Below are 26,992 nucleotides of genomic sequence, written 5' to 3'. Positions count from 1 at the left end.
GTTTCCGTGAGTCGCGGCGCGTTCTCCAAAGCGGTTTCGGGGGCTTCCAGAATGTTCGATCGTAGCAATGGCGCGCGTGCGTCCAAGTCGGTTTCGGCACGTGCGCGTCGCGAGGCGATGCTGCGCAAGGCGCTGCTCGGCTCGACTGCACTGATCGGCGTCGCCCTCGCCACGCCGGCGCTGGCCCAGTCGACCAGCCCCGCGGGCGGCGGCACGATCTCGGGCACGGGCACCTATAACGACAGCACCGCCGGCAGCGGTGGCGTGACGGTACTTGGCACGCAGAGCGCCGGCATCACCATGGCCGGCGTGACCATCGCCAACACCACCGGCACCCCCAACGCCGACGGCTATACCCAGCAAGCCGCCAACGGCCAGAGCGCGGTGCTCTACACCACCGGCACCAATACGCTTTCGACGAACCAGGCGAACGGCAGCGCCCTGCGCATGACCGCATCTAACGCCAACGTCGCCTGGGCGATCGGCCAGCTGGACACCGCTTCGGTGACCAATCTGACTGGCGTGGACTATGGTGCCTATTTCAGCGCCAGCGGCTTCGTGAACGTCGTCGATTTCGGCACCGTCAGCAGCCTGCGCAACGTCACTGCCACCAACGGCGTCTCGGGCATCTATGCGATAGCCGGCTCGACGGTGAACCTGTCGCTGAAGGCGCCGACGATCTCCGGCTTCGCCACCGGCGTCACCGCCCTGTCCGCCACGGGCACCACCGTCACCACCACGGGCGGCACGATCACCACGCTTGCCAACGGCACCGGCATCTATGCCGCCGCAAGCAACGCCAGTGGCGGCGTTATCATCTCGTCCGGCTCGGCGATCACCACGAGCGGCGGCGCGGGCACCGGCATCTACATTCCGACGAGCAACGCGAGCAACAACGTGACGACCACGGCCGGCGGCACGATCAACGGCGGCAGCGTCGCCATCCAGATCAACTCGGCACAGGCCGGGCAGTCGAACACGGTGACCGTCGGCGCCGCCATCGGCAACTCGGCGCGCCCGAACGCGGGCGTCCTGTTCAACGGTGTCGGCGTGGTCGGCGGGATCAATACCGTCTACGCGAATGCGGACATCCTGTCGGGCAATGGCCTCTACGCCATCGGCTCGGGCTGGACGAACACCGATCTCGCGGTCAACATTGCCTCGGGCGTAACCGTCTCCAGCACGGGCGGCGCGACGATCGGCGCCGGCCACGACATCACCATCGTCAACAACGGCACGATCAGCGCGACCAACGCCAGCGGCACCGCCGTGCGCAATTCGCAGGGTCCCTCGACGCTCACCGTGACCAACAACGGCACGATGACCGCCGGCAGCGTCGTGGTCTCTGGCGCGGCGGCGACCAACGTCACCAATTCCGGCACGATCACCGCGACGACCAATTCAGCGATCATTGCAGGCCGCGGCGGCACGATCACCAACAACAGCAGCGGCCACATCACCGGCGGCTCGGGCGCCAGTGGCTGGGCCGTGCGCTTCGACAGCAACGTCTCTTCGGGCGGACAGGTCCTCAACAATGACGGCCAGATCACCGGCGGCGGCGCCGGCGCGATCAGCATCGACGCGACCACCGCCTCGACGCTCAACCTCAATGCCGGCTCGACGACGACCGGCCTGATCAAGGTTGCCGGCAGCGGCTCGACCTCCGTCAACCTCCTCGGCTCGCTGACGGGCAATTATGATGCCAGCACCGCTACCGGCTGGCAGAGCTTCACGCTTTTCTCGACCGGATCGATGCAGGGCGCGACCTTCGGCTCGGGCGCCGATACCTTCACCTGGGCCGGCGGCGCGTTCAGCGGCACGATCGACGGCGGCACGGGCACGGACATGTTCGCGGTCGCCCTCGGCTCGGGCGCTTACCGCACGGTCGCGCTCGACACCTTCTTCGCCAACATCACCAATTTCGAGACCTACAGGCTCGTCAGCGGCAACCTGACCCTGAGCGGCAGCCGTGACGGCGGCCCGGGCTGGCAGTCGCTGGGCGGCTCCGGCAACACGATCAACCTGACCGGCGCACTGACCAACATCGCCGACAACGGCATCACCCTTATCAATGCCGGCTTGGTCAATCTGACCAGCAGCGCGCAGCTGAGCACGACCGGCCACGGCATCTATTCGCTCGCCAATGGCAACAACATCCAGAATGCCGGCACGATCACCGCCGGCAACGGCTCGGTCTCGGGCATCCTGGTCGGCAGCGGCACGATCGGCAACACCGGCACGATCACCTATGCCAGCGGCGGCTCGATCGCCAATGCCGGCTATGGCATCTATGCCTCCAGCAACAACGCCACGATCACCAACTCGGGCAGTGTGACCGGCCATTGGTCGGGCGTGCGCATCGGCTACAGCACTATCCTGACCAACTCCGGCCTGCTACGCGGCGATCGCTTCGCGGGCATCGAGATCACCGCCCAGCTTGCCAGCACGATCACCAATAACAGCGGTGGCCGGATCTATGGCGCCACGGGCGAGGGCTCGGGCATCCAGATCAACAGCGGCGCCGTCACCGTCACCAACAACAGCGGTGCGCAGATCGTCGGCACCGGCAATGCGGGCATCTGGAACCAGGGCTCCGGCCTGCTGACCGTCGTCAATGGCGGCACGATCGCCACCGGCACGCTCGACGGCTCGAACAACTATGTCGCGGGCGGCATCACCACCGGTATCCGCAGTGGCAGTGCCAACATCACCAATTCGGGCCTGATCGAAGGCCAGTCCGGCGGCATCATCACAAGCGGCGCGTTGACGCTGACCAACACCGGCACGATCAACGGCCGCGGCACCGGCAATTTGAACTTCGACGGCGTCAATGTCGGCGGCGTCTCAACGATCCTGAATGCGGGCACGATCTCGCAGTCAGCCTATGCCGCGATCTACTCGGGCGGCGGCGGCACGATCACCAACGCCGCAGCGGGCACGCTGACCGGCGGCAACGCCGGCCCGGGTGGCGTTGCAGTCGTGCTCGGATCGGGCGGCACCTTCAACAATTACGGCACCGCAAACAGCGGGAGCGGCAATGGCGTGGCCGTTGGCAACATCGCCGCCACGATCAACCTGTTCGCCGGCTCGACCACCGGCAGCGTCACCGGCGGCAGCGGCAACGACACGCTGGCGATCTACAATGGCGGCATCGCGGGCGATGCGGCGATTATCGACACCGGCAGCGGCATCACGCTGCGCAACGCGGGTGCGCTGGCGGCAGCGACCTTCGGCACGGTCGATCTCGGCACCGGCAACGACACGCTGCAGCTGCGCGGCACCGGCTCCGGCGGCAGCTTCTCGATCGCCACTTCGACCGGTGCGGAGACGCTGACCAAGCTCGATGCGGGCACCTGGACGCTCACCGGCGCGGCGATCACGCCCGGAATCCGCATCGATGCCGGCACCGGTACCTCTGCGGGCACGCTGGTCTTCAACGGCACCACAGGCCTCACCGGCACGATCTATGTCAACGGCGGCACCATCCGGGCCAACACCGTCGGCGCGTTCGGCACCGGCGCGATCCACATGGTCGATCCGACCGTGCAGTTCGGCGCGGCCGGCACCTATGCCAACAACTTCCTGCTCGATGTCGCCGCCCCGGCGAGCGCCGACCCGACGATCTTCGACAACCAGTCGGGCGGCCTGGTGACCCTGTCGGGCAACATCACCACCGGCACCGGCAACAACGTCAACGGCCAGGCGATCGCGGCAGCACAGGACGTGACCTTCACCGGCAGCGCCGGCAGCGCGTTCACCGTGAGCGGCGCGAACAACTGGAGCGGCGCCACCACGATCAACACCGTCTCGCTCACGGTGAGCGGCGGCGCCGCGATCGGCGACGCCAGCGCAGTAACCGTCAACGGCGGCGCCAATCTTGTGCTGGCGAACAGCGAAACGGTCGGCAGCCTCGCTGGCGCCGGCAATGTGCAAATCGGCGCCAACACGCTGACCCTGGGCGGCAACAACGCCTCCACCACCTTCAGCGGCGCGATCACCGATCCGGGCGGGATTACCTTTGTCGGCAGTTGGAATATCTCGGCCGGTCCGTCGTTTACGACGAATCCGCCTACCTACACGGCGCAAGAAGCCGCCGCCTTGCTCTTCGGCGGCAATGCAGGCGACTATCGCATCTCGACCGCAGGCAGCAGCGCCGGCGCGATCAACGACCTCGCATGGTATAACATCTACGGCCAGTCGACCGTCCAGGCGGCGGCCAATTACCGCGTGGACGGCGGTAGCGCCGGCTACAACGCCGTTGGCGACACCTCCGCCTATGTCGGCGATCATATCGGCTCCCTGATGAACTATGCGTTCGGGCTCGGCAGCGCGGGCGGCACGCTGACCAAGACCGGTACCGGCACGCTGACGCTGAGCGGCGCAAACACCTATAGCGGCACCACCACCATCTCGGGCGGCACGCTGGCGCTGGGCGGCACCGGCACACTGGCATCGACGCCGATCGTCAACAACGCGACCTTCGATATCTCCGGCCACACCGGCGCGGCCAGCATCCTGAACCTGACCGGCACCGGCACGACGACGCTCGGCGCCAATACGCTAAACATCACGGCGGCCAACGGCACCTATAGCGGCGCGATCAGCGGCACCGGCGCGCTGAGCGTGAGCGGCGGCGCGTTGTACACGCTGACCGGGTTCAACAGCTATACCGGCGGCACGACGATCACCGACACAGGCACCCGCCTCCAGGTAGGCAACGGCACCGCCAACGGCCGGATCACCGGCACCGCCACGGTCGATTCGGGCGCCACGCTGATCTTTTCGCGCAACGACAATTACGACATGACCGTCGCGGTCAACGGCGCGGGCACCGTCCAGGCGCTCGGCACCGTGTCGCTGAGCGGCGCGATCACCAACAGCGGCGCGCTCAACGTCAACTCGGCAACCGGCGGCACGGTCACGCTGACCGGCGCGCGCAGCGGCGCGGGCACCAGCGCAGTGACCGTGGCCGGCGCGGGCAACACGCTCCACGTCGGGCTGACCGGCTCGGTCGCCGGTGGCCAGCAGCTCGGCGTCTATCTCGATGGCATCGGCAACGGGGTCGACAATTTCGGTTCGATCACCAACACCGGCACCGGTGGCCAGGCCAACTGGGGCGCCGCGATCGGCGTCGCCGCGACCAGCGGCACCAGCGTGATCAACAACGGTTCCGCCAGCAATTCGTCGGCGACGATCAGCGGCCAGAATAGCGGCATCAACCATTTGGGAAGCGGCGGCGTGACCGCCACCGGCCTGCTGACGGTCAACAATTACGGCCTGATCACCGGCAGCGCCTATAACGCCATCGAGAACCAGGGCGGCTCGGGCGCGCTCACCATCACCAACTATGCCAGCGGCCGCATCGTCGGCCCGGGCAATTCCGGCGGCGGCAACGGCATCGGCATGGGCGGTACGGGGACGCTCACGCTCACCAATGCCGGCCAGATCGTCGGCCGCACCAACGGCATCGCGACCGCCAGCACGGTCAACATCACCAACAGCGGCACGATCGCGTCGGGCACGCTCTCCGGCGGCACCAGTGGCACGCTCACCGTAGGAAGCGGCGCGGGCGTCACCGTCGCCGGTGGCTCGGTCACCAACCAGTCGGGCGGCCTGATCACCGGCACGTACGCGATCTCGTCTAACGCAGCGCTGATCCTGGCCAATGCCGGCACTCTCACGGGCACGACCAACGGCGTCTACCTGACGACCGGCGGCAGCCTGACCGTCACCAGCAACACCGGCACCATCACCAGCGGCACCGGACTTTTCGGCGCCATCTACAGCACCGGCAACGTCACCCTGCAGAATTATGCGGGCACGACCACCGGCGACGCCTGGGGCGTGCTGACACAGGGCATTCTGAACGCGACGATCACCGGCGGCACGATCACCGGCACCAACCGCAATGCGCTCTATTCCGGCGGCGCCAACAGCACGATTACCAATGCGGGCACGCTGATCGGCGGCAACGCGGCGATCTATGCCGACGGCGCGAACCTGAGCGTGACCAACACCGGCACGATCCGCATCACCGGCGGCAGCGCCAACACGATCGTCAGCGGCATCTATGCCAGCGCGGCGGATGCACAGGTAACCAATAGCGGCACCATCGAGAGCACGCTGGCCAGTGGCCGCGGCGTCTATCTGCTTGCGGGCGGCACGGTGACCAACCAAGCCGGCGGCACGATCAACGGCGGGATCGAAGGCATTCGCGCTGACGGCGCGGTGACCATCACCAACAACGGCACGATCAGCGGCACCACCGCCGCGATCAACCTGACCGGCACTTTCAACGACACGATCACCTTGAATGCCGGCTCGACCACCACCGGCGCGATCAACTTGGGCGCAGGCAACGACACGCTCAACTGGAACGGCGGCACCTTCGCCGGCGTCGATGCCGGCTCCGGCACCGACGTGTTCAACGTCAGTCTCGCCGCTCCTGCGACGCTCAGCCTTGCCAACGTCACCGGCTTCGAGACGCAGAACCTGCTGGGCGGCACTCTGACGCTCACCGGCACGCAGACCGGCGAACCTGGCTGGACCTTGTCGGCGGGCACGACGCTCAACATCGGCGCGGCGGGCCAGGCCGCGAACCTGGCGATCACCGGCACAGGCGCAACCGTGGGCGGCGCGGGCACCCGGGTGAACATCGCCTCGGGCAGCACGCTCTCCGCCAGCATCTGGGGCGTGACCGGCAGTGCGGACAGCATCCGTGTCTACAACGACGGCACGATGCGCGCGACCGGTATCGGCGCGGCGCTCAACCTGCTCCGCACCAACGCCTATCTGGAGAATCACGGCGCGATCACTGCGGTCAACAGCGCTGCCAACTACTCGGTCGTCTGGATGAACGGTGCCGGCGCGACCGCGTTGAACAGTGGCACGATCACCGGCGCGACTGCGGCCGGCAACTACAACGCCGCGGTCGGCATGACCGGCCCGGGCAGCCGCTTCGAGAACCAGGGCACAGGTTCGGTCGTCACCGGCCAGCGTGGCGTTCTGCTCGGCACGAATGCCACCGTCGTCAACAACGGCACGATCAACGCCACGGTCGATAACGGCATCAGCGTGGGTGCGGGCAGCACCGTCAGCAACAGCGGCACGATCAACGCCAATGGGACCGTCGATGCCTGGGGCGTCTTCGCCCAGGGCGGCGCCACGATCACCAACACGGGCTCGATCAACGGCGGTAGCGGCCTCTGGCTGCAGGGTGCGGGCGCGACGTACACCGTCACCAATGCGGGAACCATCACGGGTGGCAGCAGCGCCACCTCCAGCTGGGGCGTCAACGTCGTCGACGGCAATGCCACGATCACCAGCAGCGGTACGATTACCGGCCTCGGCGCAGGCGCGATGGCGCTGGGCGGCACGGGCACGATCAACGTCAACCTGCAGGCTGGCTCGACCACGACCGGCAACATCATCTCGGCAGGCGCAGGCGTGCGCAACCTCGAGATCGCCGATGCCTTCAACGGCATCTATGACGCCTCGGCCGGCACCGGCGTCGATCACATCACTCTGCGCGCAGGCGGCGTACTGGGCGCCGCGGGCACGCCCGCCGGCACCATCGTCGCCGATCTTGGCGACGGCGATGACCTGTTCACCTACTATGGCGGCGCGATCAACGGCATCGTCAGCGGTGGCGCGGGCTATGACCGCCTGGACGCCGACCTGGGCGTGGGCCAGAGCTACAATGTCACGCTCGCCAACTTCACCGACTTCGAGGCGTTCGGCCTGGTCTCGGGCGACCTGACCATCACCGGCACCGGTGCCGGGAGCGATGCGGACATCTATGCCGGCAACGGCAGCCCGGCGGGCACGGTGACCTTCACCGACACCGCCAACCTGACCGGCGACATCTACGTCAACGGCGCGACCATCCGTGCGACCACCGCGGGCGGCTTCGGCTCGGGCACGATCCACATGATCGACCCGACCGCGATCTTCGGCGCCACCGGCACCTATGCCAACAACATCAGCCTCGAGGTCGTCACGCCGTCCTCGGCGGATCCGGCCACGCTCAACGCCGATGCCGGCGTGATCGCGACGCTGACCGGAGCGATCACCACCAGCGGCAATGCGGGTGTCGATCCGGCCCAGCAACTCGTCATCGGCGGCACGGGCACGATCGTCCTCGCCAACGCCGCCAACAGCTGGACCGGCACCACCACGATCAACGCGGGTGCGACGCTCCAGGGCGCCAGCGACACGATCTCGGGCTCGGCGATCGTCAACAATGGCGTGCTCGCCTATCAGCAGTCGGCCAGCGGCACAGTCTCGCAGGACATCTCCGGCACGGGCAACGTCCGGGTGGGCGGCCTGGCGGCCGGCAATGCCCTAACCTTCGCGGGCACGAACAGCTTCATCGGCTCGATCTTCGTGCAGGATGCATCGAACGTCGCGATCAGCGGCTCCACCAACACCGGCACTGCGATCGGCGTCGCCCTGGGCAATGGCGCGAGCCGCCTCGACGTGACGGCGACCGGCAGCCTCACCACCAGCAATACCGCGGTGAGCGGTTCGGGCGCGAACCAGGTCGTCAACAACTTCGGCGCGATCGCCAGCACCGGCGACGCGGTCCTGATGAGCGGCGCCAACGCCCTGCTCGACAATAGCGGCACCATCACCGGCGGCCGCGGCTTCTCGTCCAACAGCGCCGATGTGCAGCTGGTCAACCATGCCGGCGCGACGATCACCGGCAATGTCTACGACGCGGTGTATCTCGCCAATGGCGGCACCGTGGTCAATTCGGGCACGATCCAGTCGCTCGACACCTATACCGGCATCTATGTGGCCGGTGCCGCGGGCACGATCACCAACAATGCCGGCGGCTCGATCACGAGCCAGGGCACTGGCGTGTGGCTCAACAGCACCGGCTCCAGCATCGTCAATCTCGGCACCGTGAGCGCCGCCACCAACGCGGCGATCTATGTTTCCGCAGCCGGTACCGTCACCAACTCGGGCACCATCATCGGCGGCTCGACGGGCTATGGCGTATCGGCCAACGCCGCATCGACGATCACCAACCAGGCGGGCGGCACGATCAACGGCGGCCTGGGCGCACTCTACCTGGACGGCTCCAGCCTGATCACGGTCAACCTGGATGCCGGCTCGACCACGACCGGCCTGATCGGCTCGAACGGGACCGGCAACCGCCTGGTCAACATCTTCGGCACGCTGAACGGCAGCTATGCCGGTGGCGCGGCCGTGGACGCGATCACGCTCGACACCGGCGCGACCCTCACCGGCATGCTCGACGGCGGCGCGGGCATCGACACGCTGACGCTGACCGGCACTGGCTCGGCAACGCTGGGCGCCGTGTTCAACATCGAGAACGCGACCAAGTCGGGCACTGGCACCTGGACGCTAGGCACCGCCAATGACGTGGCGGCCTGGGCAATCACCGGGGGCACGCTGGTGACCGGTGGCGCGATGAGCACCGGCGCTTCGGTCGACATCGCTACCGGAGGCACGCTCCAGCTGACCGGCAACCAGGGCATCGGCACGCTCTCGGGCAACGGCGCGGTGGCGCTGGGCGCCAACACACTGGGCCTGCTCTCGGGCACCAGCAGCTTTGGCGGTGCCCTGAACGGCACCGGCGATCTGCTGATCGACGGCGCCAACCTGACCTTTGGCGGCACGGCGGGCTATACCGGCCTCACCGAGGTCCGCACCGGCAGCCTGACCCTGGCGGCCGGCGCGAGCTTCGATCCGGCTTCGACCCTGCTGGTCGGGACTGCCGGCACGCTCGACCTGGGCACGACCGACGCAACGGTGTCGGTGGCGACGCTGCGTGGCACGCTGAACGGGACCGGCACCCTCACCGCGACGCAATACGCCCTGATCGGTGCAACGGTGAACGGCAACCTTGGCACCGGCACCGTCTATTCGAGCGGTGCCACGGCGCTGAATGGTACGGCTGCGGGTAATGTCGCCCTCAATGACGGCACGCTGACGCTCGGCGCGGCGAACCGCCTGGCGGACACCGCCACGGTGCAGGTCGACACCGGCGCGACGCTGAACCTCGGCGCGTTCAACGACACGATCGGCGTGCTCGCGCTGGGCGGTACGCTAGCCGGCACCGGCACGCTGACCGCGGACCAGTATCAGCTGACCGCCGCGACCGTGAATGCGAACCTCGGCACCGGTACGCTGTTCAACCTGTCGGGCACCTCGACGCTGAACGGCACCGCCGCGGGTGACGTCTCGGTCCAGGCCGGCACGCTGTCGCTCGGCACAGCGAACCGCCTGGCGGACACCGCCGCAGTGACGGTCGCCTCGGGCGCGACGCTCAACCTGGGCGCGTTCAACGACACGATCGGCGTGCTTGCGCTGAACGGCACGCTCGCCGGCAGCGGCACGCTCACTGCGGACCAGTATCAGCTCGCCGCGGCTACGGTGAATGCCAATCTCGGCGCGGGCACCCTGTTCAACCTGTCCGGCGCCTCCACCCTCAATGGCACCGCCGCAGGGGATGTTTCGGTCGAGGGCGGCACGCTGGCGCTAGGTGCTGGCGATCGCTTGGCGAATACCGCCACGGTGACGGTTGCCTCGGGCGCGGCGCTGAACATCGGCGCGTTCAACGACACGGTCGGCGTCCTCGGGCTGAGCGGCACGCTGGCCGGCACCGGCACGCTGACGGCGGGCCAGTATCAGCTGACCGGCGCGACGGTGAACGCCAACCTCGGCGCAGGCACCCTGTTCAACTTGTCGGGCACCTCGACGCTGAACGGTACGGCCACGGGGAATGTCTCGGTCCAGGGCGGCACGCTGGCCCTCGGCGCTTCGGATCGCCTCTCGGATACCGCCACGGTGGCGGTTGCCTCGGGTGCGACGCTGAACATCGGCGCGTTCAACGAGACCGTGAGCACGCTCGGCCTGAGCGGCACGCTAGCCGGCACGGGCACGCTGACGGCGGGCCAGTACCAGCTGACCGGCGCGACGGTGAACGCGAACCTCGGCGCGGGCACGCTGTTCAACCTGTCGGGCACCTCGACGTTGAACGGCACCGCTACGGGCGACGTCTCCGTCCAGGGCGGCACGCTGCGCCTTGGCGCGGCCAACCGCCTGGCGGACACCGCCACGGTAATGACCGCTGCGGGGTCGACCTTCGACATCGGTACCTACAACGAGACGATCGGCGCACTGGCGCTGGGCGGCACGCTGGCCGGCACCGGGACGCTCACCGCGGCCCAGGTCCAGCTCAACGCCGCGACGGTGAACGCCAATCTCGGCGCGGGCACGCTCACCAACATGACCGGCACTTCGGTGCTGAACGGCACGGCAGCAGCGACCGGCGTCACCGTCCAGGGCGGCACGCTGCGTCTCGGTGCCAGCGACCGCCTGGCCGATACCGCGACGCTGGGCGTGGCATCGGGCGCGACCTTCGATCTCGCCACCTATAACGAGACCGTGGCGGCGCTTGCCGGCACCGGCACGGTCGCGCTGGGCACCGGCCGCCTGACGCTGAACACCGCCTCGAACTCGGGCTTTGGCGGGTCGATCACCGGCTCGGGCTCGATCGACAAGCAGGGCATCGGCACGCTGACGCTCGCCGGTACCTTCGCCACCACGGGCCGCTTCGACGTGTCGGCGGGCACCCTCGCCTTTACGGGTTCCACCCAGGGCGGCATCCGCGTCCAGGGCGGCACGCTGATCGGCGGCGGCACACTGGCTGGCGCGCTGACGGTCAACTCGGGCACCTTCTCGCCGGGCGGCCTCGCCACCGGCGCGCTGGGCGCGATCAACCCAATCGGCTCGTTCACCGTGGGCAGCCTGGTCGCCACCGGCGGCACGCTGCTGTTCGACTTCGGCGGCACGAGCCTCAACTTCGCTTCGGACAGCATCAAGGTGAACGGCACGGCCACGCTCTCGGGCGGCACGGTGCAGGTCAACGCGCTGACCGCGGCGGCAAGCGACTACCGGTTCAACCAGCTCTACACGATCGTCCAGGCGAACGCCCTGACCGGCACCTTCGCCAATGGCAGCGTATTCGCCACCGTGGCGAGCAACCCGAACCTGAAGTGGCGCCTGCGCTACGATCTGGTCGCCAATGCCGTCGTGCTCCAGGTCCAGAAGAACATGGAGTTCAGCGACGGCGTGGCGGCGGGCGACACCAACACGCTCGCCGTGGCCAATGCGCTAAGCAATTCGACCACCGGCAACGCGTCGGACAGCTGGGCGGCGACGCTCAACTCGATCACGGCGCTGAGCACGCAGCAGCGCGTCGCGGCGTTCAAGAGCTTCAGCGGCGAGATCCTGGCCGATGCCTCGACCACGACGATCGCGGCAAACAACCTGTTCACGGACCTGCTGCGCCAGCGCGTCGGCGATGGCAGCGATGCGCTGGTCGGCGGAGGCTTCGCCGGTTCGAGCCTGGCCGATATCCGTTCGACCACTACCCAGGGCAACAGTTTCGCCTCGGCCCTGTCGGGCGCGACGCTGCCGGGCACGGATGGCGGCGATGCCGGCGATACCGGCAAGGGCGGCATCTGGGGCCAGGTCTATGGCGGCTATCAGAAGCTGCTCGGTGACGGCGTCCATGCCGGTCTGGAGACGACCACGGCGGGCGTCGCCATGGGTATCGAGACCCGGATGGACGGCTTCACCGCCGGCATCGCGGGCGGCGTCGCCCAGATCGACTCCGACATGGACAGCCGTAACTCGACGGTCAGCGGCAACCAGTATCAGCTGGGCGGCTATGTCAGCTACGACACCGGCACGGCGTTCGTGGCGGCATCGGGCAGCTGGTATTCGAGCGACCTCGACAGCAAGCGCACGCTGAGCGTCGGCAGCACCACGTCGCTGGCCACGGGCGACATCCACGCCGATGGCTATTCGGTGGGCGTCACCGCCGGCTTCCGCGCCGAGCTGGGCAACGGTCTGCGCCTGGCGCTGATCGGCAACGCCAGCAAGGTCCGCAACCAGCAGGACGGCTTCACCGAGAATGCCGCGGGCGGCCTAGGCCTGCAGATGGCCTCGGCCAACCGCGACCTGTTCACCGCCGGCGGCGAGCTGCGCCTCGGCGCCAAGGTGAAGACCGGCTCGGGCACGGCGATGCCGTGGGTGAGCATGGGCGTGCGCTACAATTCGGGCGATCTCGATACGGCGGGCACGGTGCGCTTCAGCGGCGCGCCGACCGGCACCGGCAGCTTCGGCGTCCAGGGGGTGCGGATCGCGCCGGTGCTCGGCACGCTGGGCGTCGGCATCGATGCACGGGCCAGCAAGAATGTCCGCTTGGGCGTCGCGCTGGAAGGCTCGGCGGGCGAGAACACCCGCGAGGGCCGTGCCTCGGTTCGTGTGAAGATCGGCTTCTAATAGCAGCGGAGCCACGGCGCGAAGGGGTTGGAATCCCGCTTCGTGCCGGACACCGTGGCGGCCTCACCCTGGGGGGAGGCCGAGAGCCCGCGCAGGGGGACTGCGCGGGCTCTCTTGCTATCTGGCGCCGTCGCCTTCCGCTCCTGCCCGCCATCGCCCTCGAAATCCCGGGAAGGTCCTGGTGGATGGCAAAGCGGATGCCGACGCATCTTCAGGGCGTCGCTCGCATCCAAACCCGACCGGGTAAAGGAGATGACGAGCGTACCGGGAATCACGGTGAGCAGATAATTGGCGGAGAGCGCCGCCGTGATCGAACGGGCGAGGGTGTCCGCCAGGTCGGTCGCGGCTCGGCGCTCGAGAGACCGATGCAGCTTGAGTGACCGTGCAGCCATGCCGGCGTTGCAGTTGTCGAAGGCATAGCTGCCGCCGCGTCCACCTAGTCTTTGCCGAGCACCCCGCTGGGCGCGAGCCCACCGTTGACGGCGATGGTCCCGTCATAGGTTACATGGGCGCCGAAGGGCATGACCAAGAACACCGGGCGGTCGCGGGCCGGGCTTGGCAACCAGGCGCGGCGAACCGAGGCGATCGGCGGATCGGTGCTGCTCGAACGGGGGGCCGAGCACGCGCTTCACGCTGCTGTTTCCCATGGAACGTCTGGCTGCGCGATAGAGTTGGCGGAGGCAGCAAAGGGCTGCGTCCCGGTAATTTGCACTGGAAGTGCCAAAACGAAAAAAGCCCGCATTTCTGCGAGCTTCTTTCAGGGGAATGGTGGAGCCGAGGGGGATCGAACCCCTGACCTCTGCAATGCCATTGCAGCGCTCTCCCAGCTGAGCTACGGCCCCAAACCCCCGGGAAGACGGGCCCTCTAGATGGGCCCTGAGGGTCTGGCAAGGACCTTTTTGAGGTCCTCGCCAATTTCCCCGAAATTACTGCCCGAACTTACTGATCGTCCTCGTCGCCGCCGGTCTCGACGCCCAGGTCGTCGTCGCCGCCCAGATCGACGTCATCGTCCGGCGACGGCTCTTCGTCGTCGGCGCCGATGTCCAGATCCTCGTCACCCAGGTCGGAATCCTCCACCACGGGCTTCTCGGTCTTCACTGCCTCGAACGGCAGCGGCTGCTTGGACTTCAGGATCGGTTCCGGCTCCCAGCTGTAGCTGCAGCTGATGCACGTGACCGGTTCGTCCTTGGTCAGATCATAGAAGCGCGTTCCGCACTTCGGGCACGCGCGCTTGGTGCCCCATTCCGGCTTCACCATGTGTTGCCTCTTCGCCTTTCAAAATCTTGGATTTCGGGATGTTGTCCCGGAAAGTGGGGCGCGCCTTGCCATGCCGCAAGGGCGCTGTCAAAGCCGCGTATCATGTCCGGTTCCACTCCCCGCCCGCTCAGCATCGCTTCCCGTGGCCCCTTGAAGGGCAATGTCACCGTTCCCGGCGACAAGTCGATCAGCCATCGCTCGCTGATGTTCTCGGCCCTTGCCGTCGGCGAAAGCCGAATCGAGGGGCTGCTCGAAGGTGAGGATGTGCTGGCAACCGCCGCGGCGATGCGGGCGATGGGTGCGACGATCACGCGTGGCGAGGACGGCGTCTGGAAAGTAAGTGGTGTCGGCGTGGGCGGGCTGCTCCAGCCCGAAACCGCGCTCGACATGGGCAATTCGGGGACTTCAACCCGTCTGTTGATGGGCCTCGTCGCCAGCCATCCGATCACCGTGACCTTCACCGGCGATGCCTCGCTCTCCAGCCGCCCGATGGGCCGCGCGATCGAGCCGCTCAGCCAGATGGGCGCCGAGATCACCGCGAGCCCCGGCGGCCGCCTGCCGCTGATGCTCAGGGGCATCAATCCCGCCGTCCCGATCACCTATACGCTCCCCGTCGCCTCGGCGCAGGTGAAGTCGGCGGTGCTGCTCGCCGGGCTCAACACGCCGGGCATCACCCGGGTGATCGAGCCGGTGCCAACGCGCGACCATAGCGAACGGATGCTGCGCGGCTTCGGCGCCGAGCTGACCGTCGAGGACAGTCCAGAGGGCAAGATAATCTCGATCCGCGGCGAGGCGGAGCTGAAGCCCCAGCACATCATCGTGCCAGGCGACCCCTCCTCCGCAGGCTTCTGGATGGTCGCGGCATCGATCGTGCCGGGCTCCGACATCACCATCGCCAATGTCTGCATGAACCCCACCCGCACCGGGCTGATCCAGGCGCTGCGGATGATGGGCGCGTCGATCGACGAAGTCGATTCGCGCGAAGTCGGCGGCGAGCCGGTCGCGGACTTGCGCGTGCGGCACGCGCCGCTGAAGGCGATCGATGTGCCGCCCGAACTCGCCCCCAGCATGATCGACGAGTATCCGATCCTGTTCGTCGCCGCGTCGGTGGCGGAAGGCCGCACCCTGGCCCGCGGCGCGCATGAGCTGCGCGTCAAGGAATCGGACCGGATCGCGACGATGCGCGCGGCGCTGGAAGCCAATGGCGTCATCACTGAGGAATTCGAGGACGGCCTGGCGATCACCGGCACCGGCGGCGCGCCGATTCCAGGCGGCGGCAATGCCGTCTCGATGCTCGACCACCGAATCGCGATGAGCATGACCGTCGCCGGCCTCGCCGCCGCCGCGCCCATCGCGATCGACGATGTCGCGCCGGTGCAGACCAGCTACCCCGCCTTTTTCGACGTATTGGACAGCTTGACCGCATGATGCTCGGCCGCCGCGCTTTCCTGGGCGGCATCGCTGCCGGCGCCATTGCCCTGCCCGCCTGGGCGCGGATGCGGGACGAGATCCTGTTCAGGCCCGACCGTGAGCTGATGGTCCCGGTCGAGGGCGGCAGCGTCTATGTGCGGGTGAATGGCGACCTCAAGGGCCCGCGCCCGCCGCTGATCTATGCGCATGGCGGCCCGGGCGGCGACCATTCCGGCCTTCTCCCGCTTACCGCCCTTGCCGGCGAGCGCGCAGTGATCCTGTGGGACCAGCTAGACAGCGGCCGCTCCGATGCTCCGCTGGATCCGAAGAACTGGAAGGTCTCCCGCTTCGTCGACGAGATCGACCGGATCCGTGACGCGCTCGGCATCACCCGCTGGCATGTCGGCGGGGGCAGTTGGGGCGGCACGCTGGCGATCGAATATGGCGCGCGGCACCGGCCCGACACAGCGAGCCTGATCGTCCAGTCCCCTCTGGTTTCGACGAAGAGCTGGATAGCCGATGCGAACCTGCTCCGTTCGCAAATGCCTGGAGAAGTACGCACCACGCTGGAAAAGTGCGACACCGCCGCGCCGCCCCCGGCCGAGACCTGCGAGGCTGCGACGTGGGACTTCTATCGCCGCCATGTGATCCGCTCGGAGCGCACGGACGAGTTCGCCGCGTACCGCGCCCGTGCGCCGCGCAACGCAGGCGACACGCTGTACAATCGAATGTGGGGCAAGGCCGAGTTCGTCTCGACCGGCACCTTGCGCGATTATGACGGCGAAGGGCTGCTTGAGAAGCTGGACGGCCCAAAAACGCTCTTCGTCTGCGGCGAATATGACGAAGCCCGCCCGAAAACCGTATCGGGGTTCGCCGCCCGGGTTCCCGGCGCGACCTTCAGGGAGGTGATGGGGTCGGCCCATTCGATCCTTTCCGACCAGCCCGAGGCCTATCTGGCGCTGCTTCGCGACTGGATGGCGCGCCACGACGCCCTTTGATGCGGATTTGTGCCCGAATCGCTTGACGGCGCGCCCGCGTGCCGCGAACGCTCAGGCATATGATCATCGCAGTCGACGGACCGGCAGCCTCTGGAAAAGGCACCATCGCGCGCGCCCTTGCGCAGCATTACGGGCTGCCGCATCTCGATACCGGGCTGCTGTACCGCGCCGTCGCCGCAACCGTGCTGCGCGAGGAGCTGGATCCCGCCAAGGAAGCCGATGCCGTCTCGGCCTGCAGCTTCGAGGATTATCTCCTCAACGACACCTGGCTGCGCACCGATGAGGTAGGCAAGGCGGCATCCGTCGTCTCCGCGCATCCGCTGGTCCGCGCCGCCCTGCTCAATCGCCAGAAGAAATTCGCCCGCCAGCCGAGCGGCGCGGTGCTCGACGGCCGCGATATCGGCACGGTGATCGCGCCGGACGCGGACGTGAAGCTGTTCATCAAGGCGACCCCGATGATCCGCGCCCAGCGCCGCCACCTCGAGCTGCGCAAGCACGGCATCCTCACCAGCCTCGACAAGGTGCTCGCAGATATCCGTGCACGCGACGATCGGGACTCGAAGCGCAGCGAAGCACCGATGCTCCAGGCCTCCGATGCGGCGCTGCTCGACACCAGCTTCCTCTCGATCGACGCGGCGGTGCAGCGCGCGATCGCGATCGTCGACGGCAAGATGAACCCGCCCCCGATTTCTGGTTAACGTCTTTCTAACCATGGCTGCTCAGTATTGTCCCGGAGGAACCCCGGGGGAATATCAATGCAGATGACGGTGCGCGCTTTCGAGATCGAAAGCCTGCTGAACAAGGCGCCCGAGGGCATCGAAGTCCTGTCACTCGACTGTTTCGACACGCTGATCTGGCGCAACACCCATGCGCCGAGCGACGTGTTCGCCGACATTCCCGTGCCCGGCGGCGGCATCGAGCCGCGCATGTGGGCCGAGACCCAGGCCCGCAAGCGCGCCCGCATTCGCGATGGCGCGGCCGAAGTGAGCCTTCGGGAAATCTACGACCAGATGCTCGGCGAGGCCGTGCCCGAGGAAATCGACGCCGCCATCGCTCGCGAGCTCGAGATCGAGGGCCGCCACGCCTTTGCCTTCGCCCCTACCGTTGCGCTGATGCGCGAGGCCAAGAAGCGCGGCCTGAAGCTGATCATCGTCTCCGACATGTACCTCACCGAGGCGCAGCTGCGCGCGCATATCGCCGGCGCCGCGGGCGAGGATGTGCTCGCGCTGATCGACCAGGTCTTCGTGTCCAATGCCTATGGCGAGGGCAAGCGCGACAGGCTGTTCGCCCATGTGCTCGACGCGCTGGGCGTAGCCGGCGACAAGCTGCTCCACGTCGGCGACAATCGAGCCGCCGATTACGAGGCAGCGCATCAGCACGGTATCCACGCCGTCCACCTGCTCCAGTTCGACGCAGAAGCCGCGGCGCGCCTGCGCATGGAAGCAACCACTGCGATGATGCTCGATCCGGCTGCGGGCACCACGCGCTCGATCGCCCAGCCGCACCGCGCCCAGGTCGCGTTGCGCAGCTCGGACGAGCCCGCCTATGTGCTCGGTCACGATATCCTCGGCCCCGGCCTCACCACCTTCTCGCACTGGCTCAAGGCCGAGCTGGACGCGGCCTCCGCCGCCGCCGGCCGCCCGGTCCGCCCACTCTTCGTGATGCGCGACGGCTATCTGCCCTGGCGCGTGTTCGACACCCTCTATCCCGAGATGGGCGCCGCCACGGTGGAGCTCAGCCGCTTCGTCGCGCTGCGTGCCAGCATCTCGGACGAGAAGCAGCTCAACACCTATATCGAGGAATGGCTCGATCGCCTGCCGGCGCATTCGATCGCGCGCCAGCTGATGCTGTTCCAGCATGAATGCGCGCATGTCCTGAAGATCGCCGATCCCGAGGAACGCCGCACCGCGCTTGGCCGCTGGGTGCGCAAGGACCGCGACATCCAGAAGAAGATCTTCACCCGCCGCAATGCATTCCTGAAGAAGATCGCCGCGCATCTGAACGCCGCCGGGGTGCGGCAGGGCGACGCGGTGATGCTGGTCGACATCGGCTATAACGGCACCGTCCAGAACCTGATCGCGCCGGTCCTCGCCGAGGCGATGAACCTCAGCGTGGGCGGCCGCTACATCTTCCTGCGCGAGAAGCGCCAGACCGGCCACGACAAGCGCGGCATGATCGATGTGCGCAACTTCGACTATCGCACGCTCCACGCGCTATCCCGCTCGATCGTGGTGCTCGAACAGCTCTGCAACGTCGAGCAGGGTTCAACGATCGACTTCACGCCCGAAGGCGCGCCGATCCGCGAGGAGACCGACGGCAAGGGCGCGCACAGCGCGACTCGCGACGCCGTGCAGGCCGCCTGCCTCGACTTCGCCCGAAATGCCGGCACGGCACAGCTGCGCGCGCCCCACGCCGACGATCTCGACAGCCGCTGCCGCAGCGCCGCGGCCACCTTCGCCCGCCTCTTCTTCCTGCCCAATGCGCAGGAAGTGCGAGTCTTCGAAGCCTTCAACTATGATTTCAACATGGGCAGCCGCACCGTCGAGGCGCTCATCGACAAGGATCGCGGGCGCGATGGCCTGCGCCGCCGCGGTCTCACCTTCTACAACGAGCAGCTGCCACAGTTCATGTCGGCCGAGCTCCAGGGGCAGGGCCTGCCGGTGAGCATCGCCAACTTCGCCGCCTCACGCTTCAAGCTCGATCTGCGCTCCACCGATTTCGAAGTGGGCGGGATCAAGGTGCCGGTGATCCTGGCCGGCGCGGCGCAGCAAGGCGTGATGGACTTCACTGCCTGGCCGACCGCCGAGGGCTATTACCATGTTCGCGTGCCGGTGGGCGCGCAGCGGCCGGTGGTCGCAGTGCAGCTCGGCCAGATCTGCGAATGGGTCCAGGTCGAGGAGTTCGGCTTCGTCTCGCTCGAAGACATGAAGGACGGCAAGACCGTGACGACCATCGCGGCCAAGGGCACTGCGGACGGAATGGAGCAGATGGGCCCCGGCCTGTTCCGCGCCAGCCCCACTGGCGTGCTGATCGCCGCGCCGCCCGAAGGCACCGAGCCGATGGTGCTTTCGCTGGTGTTCCGCCCCGTTGTCGCCCGCCAGGCCACTGCGCAGCTGCGCGAAGCGGCCTGAGGGCAAGGCAGGTCAGACGCGGAGCTGGATCTCGCCTTCGGGCGGCTCGGTGAAGCCGCGGATCAGCTGCAGCGAGCCTTCGGTGCCGAACAGCTGGTAGAGCGTGAACAGCCCCTGCGCGAGGTTGCCGCCGAACTGCAGCGAGAAGCGTTGGATGCTGCATCCCTCCATTTCCACCGGGCCGCCCGAATAGTGGAAAGTCACGTTGTTGAAGACGCATTTGGTGAAGCTGTTGCCGTCCAGGGTAACCGTGACGCCTTCGAAATTCTCGTTCTCGTGATGCATTGCCGTCCCTTGCCAAATTTGGCCTGAAGACCGCACGTCGCATCCTGCGCGCGTCTCCGCAATGCTTGCGGATAAGGGCTGTTTCCGCTAAGGCGCGCGCGTCCGGCGGGCGTTGCTCGCGGAGGAAGGCGCGGAGAGGTGACTCTCACGCGCCCTTTTCGCTTTAATCGGCGTCCTGCATTCCTCCGCCTGTTTTCGTGTGCTGGGCGCCGCGACCGGCGATCGGCCGCCGCGGCAAATCTGGCCCAAAGACCGCCGGACCCAACCGGTTGGCCGGACAAAACTGAAGTAGGAACTCTAACACATGGCCACTACGGCAAACCCGAGCCGCGACGATTTCGCGGCACTGCTCGACCAGACCCTCGGCGGCGCAGAAAGCTTTGAAGGCCGCGTCGTCATCGGCACCGTCACCGGCATCGAGAACGACCTCGCCGTCATCGACGTCGGCCTGAAGTCGGAAGGCCGCGTGCCCCTGCGCGAATTCGCAGCACCGGGCCAGAAGGCTGACCTCAAGGTCGGCGACGAAGTGCAGGTCTATGTTGACCGCGTCGAGAACGCGAACGGCGAAGCGATGCTCAGCCGCGACCGCGCCCGCCGCGAAGCCGCGTGGGACAATCTCGAGGCAGAATTCGCCAAGTCGGCCCGCGTCGAAGGCGTCATCTTCGGCCGCGTCAAGGGCGGCTTCACCGTCGACCTTTCGGGCGCAGTGGCCTTCCTCCCCGGTTCGCAGGTCGATATCCGTCCGGTGCGCGACGTCACGCCGCTGATGGACATCCCCCAGCCCTTCCAGATCCTCAAGATGGACCGCAAGCGCGGCAACATCGTCGTGTCGCGTCGCGCCGTGCTCGAAGAGACCCGCGCCGAGCAGCGTTCGGGCCTCATCCAGAGCCTGGCCGAAGGCCAGATCATCGACGGCGTCGTCAAGAACATCACCGATTACGGTGCGTTCGTTGACCTGGGCGGCATCGACGGCCTGCTGCACGTCACCGACCTCAGCTACAAGCGCGTCAACCACCCGTCGGAGATGCTCAACATCGGCGACACGGTGAAGGTGCAGATCATCCGCATCAACCGCGACACGCAGCGCATCTCGCTCGGCATGAAGCAACTCGAGAGCGATCCGTGGGATGGCGCCGCCGCCAAGTATCCGGTCGGCGCGAAGCTGTCGGGCCGCGTGACCAACATCACCGAATATGGTGCGTTCGTCGAGCTGGAGCCGGGCATCGAAGGCCTGGTCCACGTCTCGGAGATGAGCTGGACCAAGAAGAACGTGCATCCGGGCAAGATCGTCTCGACCTCGCAGGAAGTCGAGGTCGTGGTGCTCGAGGTGGACGCCGAGAAGCGCCGCATCTCGCTTGGCCTCAAGCAGGCCCAGGGCAATCCGTGGGAGGCCTTCGCGGCTGCCCATCCGGTCGGCACCGAAGTCGAAGGCGAAGTCAAGAACGCCACCGAGTTCGGCCTGTTCATCGGCCTGGACAACGACGTCGACGGCATGGTCCACATGTCCGACATCGCCTGGGGCATCTCGGGTGAGGACGCGCTCAACCTGCACCGCAAGGGCGAGACCGTTAAGGCCATCGTTCTCGCAGTCGAGGCCGACAAGGAGCGCATCTCGCTCGGCATGAAGCAGCTCGAGCGTGGCGGCGTCGCCGCTTCGGGTTCGACCGATTCGGCCGATCGCCTGAACAAGAACCAGGTCGTCACCGTCACCATCCTCGAAGTCCGCGACGCGGGCCTCGAAGTGCAGGTCGGCGACGACGGCGCAACCGGCTTCATCAAGCGCACCGATCTCGGCCGCGACCGCGACGAGCAGCGTCCGGAGCGTTTCCAGGTCGGCCAGAAGCTCGATGCGATGGTCACCGGCTTCGATCGCTCGAAGAAGCCCACCTTCTCGGTCAAGGCGATGCAGATCGCCGAAGAGAAGCAGGCGGTCGCGCAGTATGGCTCGTCCGATTCGGGCGCGTCGCTGGGCGACATCCTCGGCGAGGCCCTCAAGGCCCGCAACGAAAAGAACTAAGACCTTGGGACGGGGAGCGGCAAAAACCGCTCCCCGTTTCGATTAGACACGATTATCATAGGTTAATCACCAATCTTCGGGTTGATGAAGATTGCCCAACCGGGCTAGATGACCACAGGAACAGCGCACGCGCGGAAGCCGCGGTCCGCGCGCGCAAAGGGAGGGTGCGGATGATCCGCTCGGAACTGGTTCAGTTACTGGTGCAGGACAATCCGGGCCTTTCGGTCCGCGAAGTCGAAAAGATCGTGTCGGTCTTCTTCGACGAGATTGTCGGACGCCTTCAGGAAGATGGCCGCGTGGAACTGCGCGGCTTCGGTGCCTTCTCCACCCGCGCACGCGATGCGCGTACCGGCCGCAACCCGCGCACGGGCGAGACGGTGGAAGTCGATGCGAAGCGCGTCCCCTATTTCAAACCTGGCAAGGAAATGCGCATCAAGCTCAACGTTTGAGCGATGCATGCCGCTTGACGCTGGCAGCCCCATGCGCTTGCGTGGGGATCATGCGGACGTGGCGGAACCGGTAGACGCCGGAGACTTAAAATCTTCTGCCCCTCGGGGCGTGCGGGTTCGAGTCCCGCCGTCCGCACCAACCTCCCCCGGTCACCCGGGGGAGTAGGCGCAAATCAGTCTAGGGACTGTCGGGGCTGTCATCGTCGGTGGCGATGATCACCGCGCCCGCGACGATAGCCACCAGGCCGATGACCGCGATGATCGGCACACCGGCAATGTCGGACTTGTGCTTGGACGCCGTCGCCGCACGCAGCGAAAGTTTGGAAGCCGGCGCACCGGGCGCGGCGATCGCCGGCGCGGCGGCCAACGAGAGCAGGGCTGCGGCAGCTGCCGCACGACTTAAGATACGCATATCGAGACACTCCCTTTCGAGACAGAGCGAGGAACAACCCAGCAATGGTGTAGTTCCGCATGCTGCATCGCAGCACGGCAGAACGTTGCCCCACCGCGATGGAGCCACGGGGGTTGGCAGCCGGAGCATGCTTCCATACACCGGCGTCACCCTGCCGGATTTGCATGATGCGCCCTCACCTTCTGTGCCTGTTCCCCTTGCTCGCGCTCGCCGCGTGCGGCAGCGGTGCGGGGCAGCGACGGGACGATACCGCCGTCGTGGTGAGTGCGATCGGCGCGGGCAGCATGCTCGCCGATCCCGATGGCGGACCGCTCGATCCGGCGCGTCGCGCGCTGCTGGGTGCGACGGCACAGGGGTTGGTCCGTTTCGATGCCAGCGGCCAGATCGAGCCGGGACTGGCCGAGCGCTGGATCGTGATCGACGACGGCCGCAGCTTCATCTTCCGCCTGCGCGACGATGCCACCTGGCCCGATGGCGAAGCCGTGACCGCCGAAGAAGTGGTGCGCACGCTGCGCCTAGTGATCTCCCCGCGCTCGCGCAACACGCTGGCGCCCTTCCTGGCGGTGATCGACGAGATCGTCGAAATGACTCCGCAGGTGATCGAAGTGCGGCTGAAGCGGCCGCGGCCCGACCTGCTCAAGCTGTTCGCCCAGCCAGAAATGGCAGTGTTCCGCCTCGGCAAGCTCGACGGCAGCGGCCCGTTCCGCGCATCCGCCCGCTCTGGCGGCATCCTGCTGCGTCCGGTGCCCGACGCCAGCGAGGGCGAGGACGGCGCCGCGCCGCGCCCGCAGGAAACCCTGCTCTTCCGCGGCGAACGCGCCAGCGTGGCGGTCGCGCGCTTCCGCAACGGCCAGTCCGACCTGGTGCTGGGCGGCAGCTTCGCCGATTGGCCACTGATAGAGGCCGCCGCCATCGCCCAGCCCAATGTGCGGATCGACGGCGCGTCGGGCCTGTTCGGGCTGGCAGTGGCTTCGCGGAGCGGGTTCCTGGGCGATGCGGCCAACCGCGCGGCGATTGCCATGGCGATCGACCGGCCCACCCTCACCCATCAGGTCCATCCCGATTGGGCGCCGGGCGAGACACTGCTTCCTGCCCAGCTGGATTCGGCGGCCGCCCCGACCCAGCCCAATTGGGCACCGCTGAACCTGGGCCAGCGCCGGCAGAATGCACGCGCCGCGGTGGCAGCGTGGAAACGCACCCATCCCGGGCCCATCACGCTGCGCGTCGCCCTGCCCGCCGGTCCTGGCGCGACTCTCGTCTGGGCCCGGATCGCCGAGGCGCTCTACGCGATCGGCATCACGCCGGTGCGCACCGGGATCGACACGGCGGCGGAGCTGCGCCTGATCGACGCCGTCGCTCCCTATGACAGCGCTCGCTGGTTCGTCGCCACTGCCTGCCAGCCCTGCTCGCCCGAAGCCCAGGCGCTGGTCGAGGCTGGCCGCAATGCCCCCGATCTCGATGCCCGCGCCCAGCGCATCGCCGAGGCCGATGCCGCGCTCACCGCCGACGGCGCATACATCCCTATCGCCCAGCCCTTCCGATGGTCTATCGTCGCGCTCAGGCTCCAGGCCTGGCAGGGGAACGCACGGGCGTGGCACCCGTTGAACCACCTGCGCAACGAGACGAGGTGAATGTGGCGAAAACGACGCGGATGGCTGCAGGAAACCTCCCTCTGGGGCGGCACGCCCAGGACGTGCGCCGGCGCGTTGAGACGATGGAGCATCTGCTCGAGCGCAGCCTGACCATCCCAGGCATCAACTACAAGATCGGCCTGGACGGCATCCTCGGCCTCGTCCCCGTGGGCGGCGACGTGATCGCGGCGATGCTCGGCCTCTATATCGTCTGGGAAGCCCGCAACCTGAAGATGCCCGCGACGACGATCGCCCGCATGCTCGGCAATGTCGGCTTCGACTGGCTGATCGGGCTGGTCCCCGTGGTAGGCGACGCGGCCGACTTCATCTTCAAGTCGAACAGCCGCAACCTCAAGCTGATCAAGCGCCACCTCGACAAGCACCACCCGGGCACCTCGACGATCAATCACCCCTGATCAGCGCTTCCCTCGCAAGATCTTGAGCGGGTTGCTGTCCGCGGCGCCCCCGCTGCCGGCCTTGCAGCGCTCGTAGCGCAGCCCCGTGTCGAGGCAGAGCCATAGCTCGTCGAGCCAGTCTTCCTTCGTCACCGTCACGCGGATCGCATCGGCGGGGATGTTCGGGTTGGCCGCCGCGAAGCGCGCCTTGAACTGCCCCACGGTCAGCGCTCCGCGCGACAGCCTGGCCATGTCCGGATAGCGAACCGCGTCGTAGAGCTGCTTGGCGGTGCCGAAGAAGGTCGCGGGCGACATGGTCGTGCAGGTGCCATGCTTGGCCCATTCATGCTGGATCAGCTGGGCCGAAGGCGTGGTGCAGAGCATCTGCTTGATCTGCGCCGGCGGCAGGATGCGGGTGTCGGCGCAATATTGCGGCCAGGTCTTGCCGACGCCGTCCGGCCACAGGCCGTGCAGCGTGAAGCCGAAGCGCCCGCCCTTCCCGCAGCGGAAGCGGTTGTCGGGATCGCCGCCATTGGCACGGCACAGGCCCGGGTTCCAGGTCAGCGCCAGCGTGTAGGAACCGATCGGCAGGATCCGGCGCGGCTGCCTGGCATCGGGCAAATCGGGGCGCGGCCGTTCGACGCCGCCGGCAGGACGGCAGACCAGGGCCTGGGCCGAGGCGATGCCCGGCAGCAGCGCCAATCCGGCGCCGACGAACCCGAGAACCAGCTTGCGCATCACGAAACTCCCTGGGTGAAATCGAGGCCGATATCGGCGGCGGGCGCCGACTGGGTGAGCCGGCCGACGCTGACATAGGTGACACCGCTGGCGGCAATCGCGCGGATCGTGTCCAGCCGCACCCCGCCCGAAGCTTCGGTCGGCACGCGCCCGGCGACCAGCGCCACGGCTTCGCGCAGTGTCTCGGGGCCCATATTGTCGAGCAGCAAATGGGTGGCGCCCGCCTCCAGCGCCGGGGCGATCTGGTCGATCCGGTCGACCTCGACGATGATGTTCTCGATCCCGGCGGTGACGGCGCGGCGCACCGCTTCGCCCACCGATCCGGCGACCGCGACATGATTGTCCTTGATCATCGCCGCGTCCCACAGGCCCATGCGGTGATTGGTCGCCCCGCCCATGCGGGTGGCGTATTTCTCGAGCACGCGCAGGCCCGGCAGCGTCTTGCGCGTGTCGAGCAACGTCGCGCCGGTGCCGGCGATCGCATCGACATAAGTCCGCGCCATCGTCGCGATGCCCGACAAATGTTGCACCGTGTTGAGCGCCGAGCGCTCGGCGGTGAGCAGCGCCCGCGCCTTGCCGCGGATGCGCATCAGGTCGGTGCCCGCGGGCACCCGCGCCCCGTCCGCGACCAGGACCTCGATCTCCGCCTCAGGGTCGAGCGCGCGAAAGAAGGCTTCGGCGATCGGCAGCCCGGCGACGATGATCGCGTCGCGGCTGTCCATCACGCCGGTGAACACCGCTTCCGCGGGGATCACCGCGGCGGAGGTGATGTCACCCCTGTCGCCCAGATCCTCGGCAAGGGTGGAAGCGACGAATGCGTCGAGATCGAAATGGTCGAGCGTGAAAGCCATGATCCGCCCTTAAAAGCCGAGCCCAGCAGCGGCAATGGCGCGATCGCATTGCCTCGGCGCGGGCGGCAAAGTGAAGGGAGTCGAGGCAAATCGTT

15 protein-coding genes and 2 tRNA genes are annotated in these 26,992 nt (G+C 67.5%); 10 read left to right on the top strand and 7 right to left on the bottom strand.

What is annotated here, in order from left to right:
• The first annotated feature begins 51 nt into the window (after window positions 1–51).
• Entirely contained in the window at window positions 52–13,323 is a 13,272-nt protein-coding gene (locus AC1RPL_RS12460) for an autotransporter-associated beta strand repeat-containing protein (protein WP_493069611.1), read from the top strand.
• Here the strand turns inward: AC1RPL_RS12460 and AC1RPL_RS12455 are convergent.
• The 3 genes from AC1RPL_RS12455 to AC1RPL_RS12445 all read right to left on the bottom strand — a co-directional run bounded on the left by AC1RPL_RS12455 (window position 13,320) and on the right by AC1RPL_RS12445 (window position 14,580).
• Window positions 13,320–13,715 carry a hypothetical protein gene (locus AC1RPL_RS12455; RefSeq protein ID WP_493069610.1) on the bottom strand — a complete coding sequence of 132 codons (396 nt, stop codon included), beginning with the start codon at window positions 13,713–13,715 and terminating at the stop codon, window positions 13,320–13,322. The genes AC1RPL_RS12460 and AC1RPL_RS12455 overlap by 4 nt on opposite strands.
• A 374-nt stretch (window positions 13,716–14,089) precedes the next feature.
• Window positions 14,090–14,165: transfer RNA gene (locus tag AC1RPL_RS12450), tRNA-Ala, on the bottom strand.
• A 97-nt stretch (window positions 14,166–14,262) separates the two neighbouring features.
• Window positions 14,263–14,580 (bottom strand): TIGR02300 family protein, encoded by a 318-nt coding sequence (locus AC1RPL_RS12445; protein ID WP_493069609.1) that lies wholly within the window; start codon window positions 14,578–14,580, stop codon window positions 14,263–14,265.
• A gap of 102 nt (window positions 14,581–14,682) precedes the next feature.
• Here AC1RPL_RS12445 and aroA point away from each other — a divergent pair, with 102 nt between their 5' ends.
• From aroA to AC1RPL_RS12425, 4 genes are all read left to right on the top strand, one after another.
• Window positions 14,683–16,008 carry a 3-phosphoshikimate 1-carboxyvinyltransferase gene (gene aroA, locus AC1RPL_RS12440; RefSeq protein WP_493069608.1) on the top strand — a complete coding sequence of 442 codons (1,326 nt, stop codon included), beginning with the start codon at window positions 14,683–14,685 and terminating at the stop codon, window positions 16,006–16,008.
• Window positions 16,005–16,988: a proline iminopeptidase-family hydrolase gene (locus AC1RPL_RS12435; protein ID WP_493069607.1), complete on the top strand. Its 984-nt coding sequence runs from the start codon at window positions 16,005–16,007 to the stop codon at window positions 16,986–16,988. The genes aroA and AC1RPL_RS12435 overlap by 4 nt, the downstream gene beginning before the upstream one ends.
• A 59-nt stretch (window positions 16,989–17,047) precedes the next feature.
• Window positions 17,048–17,686 (top strand): (d)CMP kinase, encoded by a 639-nt coding sequence (gene cmk / locus AC1RPL_RS12430; protein WP_493069606.1) that lies wholly within the window; start codon window positions 17,048–17,050, stop codon window positions 17,684–17,686.
• A gap of 63 nt (window positions 17,687–17,749) precedes the next feature.
• Complete coding sequence (locus AC1RPL_RS12425; protein WP_493069605.1) at window positions 17,750–20,119, top strand: HAD family hydrolase; 2,370 nt, start codon at window positions 17,750–17,752, stop codon at window positions 20,117–20,119.
• Window positions 20,120–20,131: 12 nt separating this feature from the next.
• On the opposite strand, the gene AC1RPL_RS12420 is transcribed toward AC1RPL_RS12425, so the two are convergent.
• Window positions 20,132–20,404: a hypothetical protein gene (locus tag AC1RPL_RS12420; RefSeq protein ID WP_493069604.1), complete on the bottom strand. Its 273-nt coding sequence runs from the start codon at window positions 20,402–20,404 to the stop codon at window positions 20,132–20,134.
• A 304-nt stretch (window positions 20,405–20,708) separates the two neighbouring features.
• Between AC1RPL_RS12420 and rpsA the strand changes: the two genes are divergently transcribed.
• The 3 genes from rpsA (at window position 20,709) to AC1RPL_RS12405 (ending at window position 23,009) form a co-directional block, all read left to right on the top strand.
• Window positions 20,709–22,421, top strand: coding sequence for a 30S ribosomal protein S1 (gene rpsA / locus AC1RPL_RS12415; RefSeq protein WP_493069603.1), 1,713 nt, complete (start codon window positions 20,709–20,711; stop codon window positions 22,419–22,421).
• A 170-nt stretch (window positions 22,422–22,591) separates the two neighbouring features.
• Window positions 22,592–22,870 carry an integration host factor subunit beta gene (locus tag AC1RPL_RS12410; protein ID WP_116838546.1) on the top strand — a complete coding sequence of 93 codons (279 nt, stop codon included), beginning with the start codon at window positions 22,592–22,594 and terminating at the stop codon, window positions 22,868–22,870.
• Window positions 22,871–22,922: 52 nt separating this feature from the next.
• Window positions 22,923–23,009, top strand: a tRNA-Leu gene (locus tag AC1RPL_RS12405).
• Window positions 23,010–23,048: 39 nt separating this feature from the next.
• Here the strand turns inward: AC1RPL_RS12405 and AC1RPL_RS12400 are convergent.
• Complete coding sequence (locus tag AC1RPL_RS12400; protein WP_493069602.1) at window positions 23,049–23,282, bottom strand: hypothetical protein; 234 nt, start codon at window positions 23,280–23,282, stop codon at window positions 23,049–23,051.
• 167 nt (window positions 23,283–23,449) lie between these two features.
• Between AC1RPL_RS12400 and AC1RPL_RS12395 the strand changes: the two genes are divergently transcribed.
• A complete protein-coding gene (locus AC1RPL_RS12395) occupies window positions 23,450–24,913 on the top strand; it encodes an ABC transporter substrate-binding protein (protein WP_493069601.1) in 1,464 nt (487 codons plus the stop codon).
• A 62-nt stretch (window positions 24,914–24,975) separates the two neighbouring features.
• Window positions 24,976–25,329, top strand: coding sequence for a DUF4112 domain-containing protein (locus tag AC1RPL_RS12390; RefSeq protein ID WP_493069600.1), 354 nt, complete (start codon window positions 24,976–24,978; stop codon window positions 25,327–25,329).
• On the opposite strand, the gene AC1RPL_RS12385 is transcribed toward AC1RPL_RS12390, so the two are convergent.
• Window positions 25,330–26,046: a ribonuclease T2 family protein gene (locus tag AC1RPL_RS12385; protein WP_493069599.1), complete on the bottom strand. Its 717-nt coding sequence runs from the start codon at window positions 26,044–26,046 to the stop codon at window positions 25,330–25,332.
• A complete protein-coding gene (gene nadC, locus AC1RPL_RS12380; RefSeq protein ID WP_493069598.1) occupies window positions 26,046–26,897 on the bottom strand; it encodes a carboxylating nicotinate-nucleotide diphosphorylase in 852 nt (283 codons plus the stop codon). The genes AC1RPL_RS12385 and nadC overlap by 1 nt, the downstream gene beginning before the upstream one ends.
• Window positions 26,898–26,992 lie beyond the last annotated feature (95 nt).

The organism is Sphingomonas sp. GW821-FHT12D09 (assembly GCF_058807215.1).
Note: the sequence above shows the minus strand (reverse complement) of the source record. Positions and strands in the feature narration are given on the sequence as shown.